The sequence below is a fragment of the Acinetobacter sp. YH12027 genome, assembly GCF_013420085.1.
Classification (GTDB): Bacteria; Pseudomonadota; Gammaproteobacteria; order Pseudomonadales; family Moraxellaceae; genus Acinetobacter; species Acinetobacter amyesii.
This window is the reverse complement of the sequence record NZ_VOYW01000064.1, coordinates 1-10,351: the sequence shown is the minus strand read 5'-3', so window position 1 is coordinate 10,351 and position 10,351 is coordinate 1. Positions and strand designations below refer to the sequence as shown.

The window sequence follows — 10,351 nt, the reverse complement described above, 5'->3', positions numbered from 1 at the left end:
TACGTGTATTCATTTCTATCATTTAATCTTAATTCTATTAGATTAATGATAATACTATCATTTAATTATTGCATTAAGTCTAATGATAGATATTGTATGCGATTTGGCTCGCTATCATTCAGGTATACTCTTTTGATAAAAAAAGCATGACTAAAAGCCATGCCTTGGGATTCGTATAACGTGTATTATGTTAATTTTAGGAAAAGTGAAAAATAATCTACAATAGAATCTACGAAAAATTGGCCATCAATTATGCCTGATTTCTCCAGTGGAAATAATTGGATTGTGAGATCCCCCACTCAAAATCATAAATTAGAAAGAATTGAAGCATTTCTTTCCAATTATGCTTATAAACCTCACCGACATGATACTTATGCTATTGGCAGGACTCTTTCCGGAGTTCAAAACTTTCATTACAAAGGTACATTGCAACATAGCTTGCCAGGCATGACTATGGTTCTACACCCGGATGAAAAGCATGATGGTGAATCAGGAACATTAGATGGCTATCGCTATAGAATGATTTACATCGAACCAGCGATGATCCAAACCATTTTAAAGGGTAAACCTTTGCCTTTTATCAGACATGGCTTAAGTAATGATATTCGCCTGTTTAGGGCAATGGATAGCTTTCTAAATAATATAAATAATTATATGGATACCCTAGAAGAGGAAGATGCTCTATTTGATTTGGCAACTACACTGTGTGAAATTTCAGATACTTCATCTAACCAAAACAAAAAATTTGACTACAAGGCAGCAGAGAGAGCGCGTGAGTGTATTTTGGCGTATCCACATGAAAACTTAAGTTTGTCAGATTTAGAGAAACATGCTGATCGTGACCGCTGGAGCCTTTCTCGTGATTTCCGATTATTATTTGGAACTAGCCCACACCGTTATATGATCATGCGTCGCTTAGAAACAGTTAAGTTCTACCTTGCTCAAGGGGAGTCTATTGTTAATGCTGCTTTAAATGCAGGCTTTTTTGATCAGAGTCATATGACCAGACATTTTATAAAAACATTTGGTTTAACTCCCACTCAATGGAAAATGATAAATATTAAAAGATAGCCGTTCGATTTGAACGGCTAATTTGTCCTACAGCAGATTTATTCCATTAAGAAAATCTTTGAACATAAAAAGCCCTGATAAAATCAAGAGTATACCCATCAGCTTATTTAGCCGATTAAACCAGATAGGATTAGCAATTTTGTTGCCTAATACTTTTCCAACCAGAGCATAGGTGAATGGTGCGCCAACAGCACCAAGTGAAATCAGTAAAGAAACTATCAAGATCATGATTCCTGTGATTTTGGCTGCAGGGTACATAATTGTCGTAACAGGTAGAATGACGAGAATGGCTTTTGGATTTAATAACTGAATAAATAAGCCATTTAAGAATGTTAGATGGCTTTCTTGCTGTTGAGTTGTTTCTACATTCGCCCTAATCATTTTTATAGCCAAGTAGAATGTATAAATTGCACCCGCTAAAGCAATATAATGAATCAATCCATGTGGAATAACAGCTTCACCTATATAGCCAAACAATACGAATAAGATCAACATGGCGAAACCAATGCCTAGGTAAAATCCTATAGTCTTTTTTAATTGACCTGTAAGGCCAGAATTTAGCCCCATAAAATTTACAGGGCCTGGGCTATACATAACGCTTAATGTATAAAGAAATATTTCCACAGAGTTCACTCAATTAGATAGCAATAAACATCAAAGAGAGAACGGTATCGAGTTATAGGCCTTAAAGATTGTACGTTTGTGCTGAACTAATTAAAAATTTCTATTTAACTTATGTTCACCTAAAGTTCACTTCATAAGTGTATAAAGAAACTATGTATTGTATTTTCAATTGCTTATATAAATATTAGTCTTGGTTTAGAATTTTAAAGTTCATGAACTATGAGAAAAAACTAAGATACGATCAAAATTGTAGAACAACAAAATTATTTATACTAATTTACAAGCCACGCTGTTTAAGCGTGTCATTAAAAAATAAATCTTTTAATCTCTCCACACAATCTCCACACAATCTCCACACAATCTCCACACAACATCAGCAATTCATAAACACTGCTATTTCAAAATAGTAGTATCTAAAACCCCCCCTCTGAAAAAGCATGTCAACACATTATCATTTAATAGGTTCAATACTTATTACAACTGTACTTTTAATCGGCTGTACACAAGCCAAAGATGCTGAACAGTCCCCAACAGAAATGCCACCAGCGGTTGTCAGTACCATCACGGTATTACCGCATTCCATGAATTTAATTGAAAATCTTCCAGGCCGTGTTGTCGCTTACCGTATTGCTGAAATTCGCCCGCAAGTAGGTGGAATTGTTGATAAAGTACTTTTTAAGCAAGGCTCTTATGTGCAAGCAGGTCAACCGCTTTTTAAATTGAATTCTGAAATATTTCAGGCAGATGTAAAAAGCAATCAAGCCACTTTAAACCGTGCACAAGCTGAGGTGACACGTTTGCAGGTGCTGTTAAAACGCTACACTGAATTAGTAAAAGTAAATGCGGTTAGTCAGCAGGAATACAACAATACCGAAGCAGATTATCAAAAAGCAAAAGCCGATGTGGCGCAAATGCAAGCCATGTTAAGCAGACAACAACTTAATCTTAAATATGCGACTGTTACAGCCCCTATCTCGGGAACGATTGGTGAAATCTTAGTGACTGAGGGTGCATTAGTTGGTCAAGGTGATACTAATGCAATGGCCGTAATACAACAGATTAATAAAGTCTATGTTGATGTAAAGCAATCAATTAGTGATTATGAAAAACTACAGGAAGCTTTACAGCAAGGTGACGTGTCAAATACCAAACATACGGTTGAAATCCTAAATAGTCAGGGTAAACCTTATAACGTTACAGGTGAAATCCTATTTTCGGATACTAAAGTTGATCCTGATACGGGTGATGTCACAATCCGTATTTTAGCCAATAATGAAAATCAAAAACTTTTGCCAGGCATGTATGTTCGAGTCAATATGAGCCGAGCTCAAGTTGAAAATGCGCTCCTAGTTCCAGAACAAGCGATTCAACATGATATTAGTGGTAAAGCCAATGTTACGATTGTTAATCAAAAAGGTTTAGCGCAAAGCAAGCCTGTTCAGCTTGGTCAACGTTATCAAAATAACTATGTGATCAAACAAGGGTTACAAGCAGGTGAGAAAGTCATTGTTGAAGGGGCTGATCGTATACAGCCTGAGCAAAAATTAAAAATTAAGCAGTGGCAACCTACAAATATTAAGGAAAATGGAGGACAGCAATAATGTCCCAATTTTTCATTAGGCGTCCTATTTTTGCATGGGTGATTGCTTTATTTATTATTCTGTTGGGTGTACTAAGCATCCCCAAGTTACCTATTGCACGATTCCCAAGTGTTGCGCCACCACAGATTAGTATTACGGCAATCTATCCAGGTGCTACGCCAAAAACATTGAATGATAGTGTTGTGACCTTGATTGAGCGGGAAATGTCAGGTGTCAAAAACTTACTTTATTACAGTTCAAGTTCAGATAGTTCTGGAACAGCAACAATCACCGCAACATTTAAACCAGGTACAGATGTAGAACTTGCACAAATTGATGTGCAAAACAAAATTAAAGCCATTGAGTCACGCTTACCTCAAACAGTGCGACAACAAGGGCTGATGGTCGATGCTGCGTCGTCTGGTTTTTTAATGATGGTGGGCTTAAGTTCACCGAATGGCAAATATAGTGAAATTGATGTCAGTGACTATATGACTCGCTATGTGATTGAAGAATTAAAGCGGGTTGACGGTGTTGGTAAAGTCCAAAATTTTGGTGCTGAAAAAGCCATGCGGATTTGGGTCGATCCAGATCGTTTGGTTTCTTATGGATTGAGTATTCAAGATGTGAATACAGCCATCCAAAACCAAAACTTGCCGATATCACCAGGTCGTATTGGTGATGTTCCTGCTTTGACGGGGCAACAAATTACTATTCCTTTAACTGCTCAAGGTCAATTAGAAACTGTAGAGCAATTCAAGAAAATTAGTTTACGTGCTCAACAAAATGGCGCCAATGTTCGACTGTCGGATGTCGCTCGTGTCGAAATCGGGGCACAGATGTATAACTTTGCGATTTTAGAAAATGGCAAAGCCTCTACAGCTGTGGCGATACAAATGAGTCCTGGTGCCAACGCTGTCAAGACTGCAGAAGGTGTTAAAGCGAAAATTGAACAGTTAGGTTCAGCACTGCCTGATGGTATGAAATTCTCTATACCTTACGACACTGCACCTTTTGTAAAAATCTCGATTGAAAAAGTAATCATGACATTGCTTGAAGCTATGGCATTAGTTTTTATTGTCATGTTTATCTTTTTACACAATGTTCGATACACCTTAATTCCGGCGATTGTTGCACCGATTGCATTGCTTGGCACATTCTCAGTCATGCTGCTTGCTGGTTTTTCGATTAATGTGCTGACCATGTTCGGTATGGTGCTTGCGATCGGGATTATTGTCGATGATGCGATTGTGGTCATTGAGAATGTTGAACGCATTATGGCGACAGAAGGCTTATCTCCAGTTGAAGCCACATCTAAAGCCATGAAGGAAATTACCAATCCGATTATTGGCATCACCTTAGTGTTAGCCGCTGTATTCTTGCCGATGGCATTGGCGTCAGGCTCAGTGGGGATTATCTATCGTCAGTTCACCATTACCATGTCGGTTTCAATTTTATTCTCAGCTTTCCTTGCACTGACATTAACCCCTGCGTTATGTGCAACGATGTTAAAACCGATTGATCAAGACCATCAGAAAAAGGGTGTTTTTGCATCGTTTGATCGCAGTTTTGAGAAGCTGAACAATCGCTATGAACGCAGTTTATTTAAAGTAATTAAACATAAAACCCTCGCAATGTTATGTTTCTTAGGCATTGTCATTGTGCTGATTTTTAGTTTTAAACACGTTCCGACTGCGTTTATGCCAGAAGAAGATCAGGGGTGGTTTATGACTTCGATTCAACTTCCTGCGGATGCAACTCAAGAACGTACCCGTAAAGTCGTTGCTGAGTTTCAAAATTATTTAGACCAAGAAACGGGGATTAAAGACAATATGGCGGTCTTAGGTTTTGGTTTTAGTGGATCTGGTCAGAATACAGCGATGTATTTTACCAATCTATTGCCATTCGAAGAGCGTACTATTACGGCACAAGAAGTCGTGAATAATGCCAATATAGCGATGGCTGAAAGTTCAGAAGGTCAAACCATGTCTGTGTTACCACCAGCAATTGATGAATTGGGTAACTCATCTGGTTTTTCACTGAGATTATTAGATCGTGGCAATATTGGCATGCCTGCTTTAAGAGAAGCACAAGATCAGCTTTTAGCATTAGCAGCACAAAGTAAAATCGTGGCGGAGGTCTATCCTGAAGGTTTGCCAGATGGCAGTTCTGTACAGCTTAAAATTGATAGAGATAAATTGCAGGCATTAGGTGTTAATTTCAGTGATGTGACCGATATTATTTCAACCTCAATGGGTTCGATGTATATCAATGATTTTCCAAATCATGACCGTATGCAGCAAGTCATTGTGCAACTTGATGCCAAATCACGCATGAGTATTGAAGATATTCTTCAGATTAAGGTGAACAGTCAAAGCGGTAAATTGGTTTCAATGTCTGAAATAATTACTCCAATTTGGCAACATTCCCCACAACAATACAATCGTTACAACGGTCGTCCATCATTGAGTATTTCTGGCAGTCCAGCAGCAGGTATATCTTCAGGACAAGCCATGACTGAGATGGAAAATTTGATTGAACAACTTCCGAAAGGTGTGGGTTATGAGTGGACTGGGATTTCTCTAGAAGAAAAACAGTCGGAATCACAAACCTTGTTTTTATTACTGTTGTCGATGTTAGTCGTTTTCCTTGTCTTGGCAGCGCTTTATGAAAGCTGGTCAATTCCATTCTCTGTGATGCTAGTTGTCCCTCTAGGGTTGATTGGCGCCTTTTTAGCAGTAATGTTACGTGGTATGCCAAATGATATTTTCTTTAAGGTCGGCATGATCACGATTATTGGTCTATCTGCAAAGAATGCTATTTTGATTGTTGAGTTTGCAAAAGCACTAAGAGAAGAAGGAATGGGTTTAGTGGAGGCAACCGTTGCAGCCGCTAAATTGCGCTTACGTCCAATCCTAATGACATCTTTGGCATTTACCTGTGGCGTTATTCCTTTAGTCATTGCCAGTGGCGCTAGTTCTGAAACTCAAAAAGCGATTGGTACAGGCGTCTTTGGCGGCATGATCAGCGCAACAATTCTAGCTGTTATTTTTGTACCGATTTTCTTTATTGTCGTCATGAGCATGGTTGAGAAATTCTCGAAACGTAAAGCGGCACATTAAGCATCAAAACTGAGAATAAAAGCTGTGGGTTAACGAGTTTAGCCCACAACAAATCTTTCATTTACATCTTTATTTCAGAATTGATTTAATAAACCATCAATATAGGTTTAATCATGAAAGCTACCAATCTTGATCCGAAACGCTGGTGGATATTGCTCGCTGTCGTGCTTGCATTTCTGCCGATTGTGATTGATATGACTGTACTGCATGTTGCGGTTCCCTCATTAACCCAATCGCTGAGTGCCACAAGTAACCAAGTCTTATGGATTATTGATATTTATCCATTACTTATGGCTGGACTTTTAGTTCCGATGGGAACTTTGGCTGATCGTGTCGGCAATCGTAAGATTCTGCTGATTGGCTTGGTTATATTTGGAACTGCCTCAGTCCTTGCGGCATTTTCCCAAACGGCTTCTATGCTGATTGCCGCACGTGCTTTATTAGCATTAGGCGGTGCCATGATTATGCCCTGTGTATTGGGTATTATTCGCAGAACCTTCGAAGACAGTCGCGAACGTGCCATTGCGCTGGGTATTTGGGGCACAATCGGATCAGCCGGTGCCGCCATTGGACCGCTCATTGGTGGGGGATTGTTAGAATATTTCTGGTGGGGTTCAGTTTTCCTGATTAACGTCCCAATCATGCTGGTTGTCGCACCAATGTGCTATTTCTTATTGTCCCGAAAAGAAGCTATAACCCCTGGACATTGGGCATTTGGTCAAGCGCTATTGCTGATTGTCGGTTTGATTTCGTTTGTATATGCACTAAAAGCAGGCTTAGGCGGTAAACAGTCGTTGTTGATTGTCTTGCCTTTGGTCGTTTTATCTATCGGCTTATTAACCATATTTGTACGCAAACAGCTGAATTCTCCTCAGCCGATGCTAGATCTTTCGCTATTTTCACGTCCTGCTATTTTAGCCGGCATTATTATGGCAATGGTTGCTGCAGGCGCTTTGGCAGGGGTTGAGTTAACTTTGGCAATGGAGCTGCAATATGTCATTCGTTTAACACCGCTGCAAGCCGGTCTTTTTATGGTTCCGATTATGGTTGCGGCCGCTATTGGCGGGCCTATTGCTGGTTTTTTATCCAATAAATTTGGACTCCGTCTGGTTGCGACCATGTCATTAATATTGGCAGCAATTGCGTTGGTCAGTTTGAGTTATTCAGATTTTCATCATCCGGGAATCATCGTTCCCTTTATTTTAGCTTCGATTGGATTAACACTGAGTATTGGTTTAACAGCTTCATCCATTGCGATCATGGGCTCAGTACCTGCAGAAAAGGGCGGTGCGGCAGGTTCACTTGAAAGTACAGGTTATGAACTGGGTACAGGACTAGGTATTACTTTATTTGGTGTTTTCATGGCCTATATATTTGGCAGTCATCTTCAAGTGCCGTCAGATTTAACTGCTGTTTTAGCAGAAAAAGCCAGACTTTCGATTGGTGATACCTATTTAGTGGCGAGCCAGTTACCCGTTGAACAAGGTACAGCATTGATTAACGCAGGTAAAATTGCCTTCAGTTCAGCTCATGTTAATTTATTATTAACAGCAGGGATTATCATCGGGATACTCTCCATTGTGGTATTTTTTATGCTAGCTAAATATCGAGATGAGAATTCATTGTGATGAAATTTATTTGAGGATCATCAAACAGAATGGTTAAGTTCAGACATCAATTTATCTTAAATTTATGGTTTAAATTAAGCCGTATTAATCTGAACTTAACACATTATAAATGAGTTGATGTCTTACGATTTAGTTGAATAGTAAAACAGCTGCCACCTAAGTTTTTGGATTTAGAATAATAAATATGACCTTGGTGTGCTTCAATAATTGCATCAATCACTGCCAAGCCTAATCCAGTACCGCCATCTAGACATGATCTAGAGTCTTCCAGTCGATAGAAGGGTTTGAACAGGTGTTTAAGATGCGATTCATCAATACCAGGACCTTCATCTTCAAACGTCAATACCCAATGTTCTGCTGTGGTTACAGATGTAATATTTATTTTTCCAGCATTCGAATATCTTAGAAAGTTAGAGAACAATGCAATAAAGACCTGTTCCATCCTTCTTATATCAACGCAAACCAATTTATCCGTCAAATTTAAAACAATAGTTAAACCTTTAACCTGAAACCGTTCATTAAACATCTGCAGACATTTTTCAATACTATTTTTTAAATTGGTCTTTTCTAGTTCTAATCGTAATTGTTTATTTTCAATAAGTGTCAGTGTCCGTAAATCTTCCACAAGGTAAGATAAGCCTTCGACTTGGTTCAATAAGCTTAGGTGTAAAGCTTTATCGGCAATAAATATACCATCGACAATACCTTGCAAGCGACCTTGTAATATTGTCACAGGTGTTCGTAATTCATGTGCAATTGCAGCATTCCAAACAGTTGAATTCTTAACTGATACTTCAAGTTGGTTTGCCATTTCATTGAAGTTCTCAATAAGAGACTTGATTTCATGTGGAATATCATGATGTGGCTGTTTAATTCTGAGTGCTAAATTGCCTTGTTGAATTTGTTGAATAACATCTGCTAAATCACTAATTGGCTGTGTATAGCGTTTTCCATATTTAAAGGCGAGGATAGTAGAAAGAAAAAAGCCTGTTAATAGCACTAAAAACAGCCAGATAAAGTCAACATAGGTAACTGAAAATTCATTTGAATTAATAACTTGCGTATTTAGAAAACCTATTTTTATCGCCCAGCTATAAACAAAATAGCCAATCATGAAAGATAACAGCGTAATGCCTAAATTGAATAGGCTCATCATGATAATAAACTGGAAGTTAATTCCAACAGAATTTTTAAAAAAGTTAAATTTCATGATTTTGATCTAAGCGATACCCCACGCCACGGACATTGATTAATAAGCCATTTACATCATTTTCTTCAAGTTTTTTGCGTAATTTGCTGATATGGCTATCTACAGTGCGATCTAAAGCATCACTTTCAGGCATACAGTTTTGGATCAATTCATTACGTGTAAAGACTTTATTCGGTGTTTTTGCCATCAAAAACAGTATCTTATACTCAGTTAACGTAAGGTTGAGCAACTGATTTCTTTGACCATTTGAAATGTAAACTTGATGATGATCTGGATTAATTTCAATATTTCTATAACGAATAATATTAGTTATTTCCATATTTTGGCTTGTACTTCGTCTAAGTACGGCTTGTATTCGTGCAATCACTTCGTTTGGGTTAAATGGCTTAATAATAAAGTCATCAGCACCCATTTTTAGCCCCATGATCTTATTCACTTGATCATCTAAGGCAGTCAGCATAATGACAGGTAAATGACTTGTTTGACGGATGATTTGTAGAATTTCCCAGCCATTTAGTTTGGGTAATTTAATATCAAGGAGAATCAGGTCGATAGAGTTGGCTTTTAGGCACTCTAAAGCTTGTTGTCCATCCAATGCACGGATGACCTGCATGTTTTCATTTTTTATGTATTTTTCAAGAATGTCACCAATATCATAATCATCTTCTACAACGAGAATGACGCTGTTTTCGAAGCTGTGCTGTAGATTTGGATACATATATTTTATCTTAGATGAAGTAGCTATGCATTTTAACATTTAATTGTGTAATGGAGATGATTAGACGAGCAGTCATTTATATTTGTAATTGAGGGGTGACATATAATAAAATTCGTTGCATATCAGTATTAATGAACAAAATGTCAATTATCATTCATTTAACATAATGGCTGTTATACGAAACGAGAGTGTTAGAACCCATTTAAAGTGTCTATATTCTCACCAATAAAAATGTCCGGTTTCTCCGAGGTAAAATATGACTTTTGAACAAAAATAAGCCATTGTTTATTCTTTTTATTTCCAACAAAATTCCAGAACTCATCTACTTCGAGAGATTCATAATGACTTTGCTGAGGCTGAATTTCATAGGTTGATTCAGTTAAAGTACGTAAAACTTT

General features: G+C 37.9%; 7 protein-coding genes and 1 pseudogene. 4 read left to right on the top strand and 4 right to left on the bottom strand.

Going from position 1 to position 10,351, the window contains the following annotated elements; genetic code table 11:
• The first annotated feature begins 252 nt into the window (after positions 1–252).
• Complete coding sequence (locus FTT94_RS15510) at positions 253–1,071, top strand: AraC family transcriptional regulator (RefSeq protein ID WP_032073151.1); 819 nt, start codon at positions 253–255, stop codon at positions 1,069–1,071.
• 27 nt (positions 1,072–1,098) lie between these two features.
• Here the strand turns inward: FTT94_RS15510 and FTT94_RS15505 are convergent, their stop codons facing one another.
• Positions 1,099–1,695, bottom strand: coding sequence for a LysE family translocator (locus tag FTT94_RS15505; protein WP_074163998.1), 597 nt, complete (start codon positions 1,693–1,695; stop codon positions 1,099–1,101).
• A gap of 437 nt (positions 1,696–2,132) precedes the next feature.
• On the opposite strand from FTT94_RS15505, the gene FTT94_RS15500 reads away from it, so the two are divergent.
• From FTT94_RS15500 to FTT94_RS15490, 3 genes are all read left to right on the top strand, one after another.
• Positions 2,133–3,296 (top strand): efflux RND transporter periplasmic adaptor subunit, encoded by a 1,164-nt coding sequence (locus FTT94_RS15500; protein ID WP_032073150.1) that lies wholly within the window; start codon positions 2,133–2,135, stop codon positions 3,294–3,296.
• On the top strand, positions 3,293–6,397 hold the full coding sequence (locus tag FTT94_RS15495) for a multidrug efflux RND transporter permease subunit (RefSeq protein WP_270915313.1): 3,105 nt from the start codon (positions 3,293–3,295) through the stop codon (positions 6,395–6,397). The genes FTT94_RS15500 and FTT94_RS15495 overlap by 4 nt, the downstream gene beginning before the upstream one ends.
• Before the next feature lie 113 nt (positions 6,398–6,510).
• The gene (locus FTT94_RS15490; protein WP_180171088.1) at positions 6,511–8,025 is read left to right on the top strand and encodes an MFS transporter; all 1,515 of its coding nucleotides are present in this window, start codon (positions 6,511–6,513) and stop codon (positions 8,023–8,025) included.
• Between the two features lie 103 nt (positions 8,026–8,128).
• Here the strand turns inward: FTT94_RS15490 and adeS are convergent, their stop codons facing one another.
• From adeS to FTT94_RS15475, 3 genes and pseudogenes are all read right to left on the bottom strand, one after another.
• Positions 8,129–9,235, bottom strand: coding sequence for a two-component sensor histidine kinase AdeS (adeS, locus tag FTT94_RS15485; RefSeq protein WP_160948624.1), 1,107 nt, complete (start codon positions 9,233–9,235; stop codon positions 8,129–8,131).
• Positions 9,225–9,953 carry an efflux system response regulator transcription factor AdeR gene (gene adeR, locus FTT94_RS15480; RefSeq protein ID WP_032073130.1) on the bottom strand — a complete coding sequence of 243 codons (729 nt, stop codon included), beginning with the start codon at positions 9,951–9,953 and terminating at the stop codon, positions 9,225–9,227. The genes adeS and adeR overlap by 11 nt, the downstream gene beginning before the upstream one ends.
• A 269-nt stretch (positions 9,954–10,222) precedes the next feature.
• A pseudogene (locus FTT94_RS15475) lies at positions 10,223–10,351 on the bottom strand (IS1 family transposase); the annotation flags it as partial.

Bases quoted from the DNA above. Each gene is read 5' to 3' on its own strand.
- FTT94_RS15500 (WP_032073150.1), top strand. From the start codon at position 2,133: ATGTCAACACATTATCATTTAATAGGTTCAATACTTATTACAACTGTA.
- adeR (WP_032073130.1), bottom strand. From the start codon at position 9,953: ATGTATCCAAATCTACAGCACAGCTTCGAAAACAGCGTCATTCTCGTT.
- FTT94_RS15490 (WP_180171088.1), top strand. From the start codon at position 6,511: ATGAAAGCTACCAATCTTGATCCGAAACGCTGGTGGATATTGCTCGCT.
- FTT94_RS15510 (WP_032073151.1), top strand. From the start codon at position 253: ATGCCTGATTTCTCCAGTGGAAATAATTGGATTGTGAGATCCCCCACT.
- adeS (WP_160948624.1), bottom strand. From the start codon at position 9,235: ATGAAATTTAACTTTTTTAAAAATTCTGTTGGAATTAACTTCCAGTTT.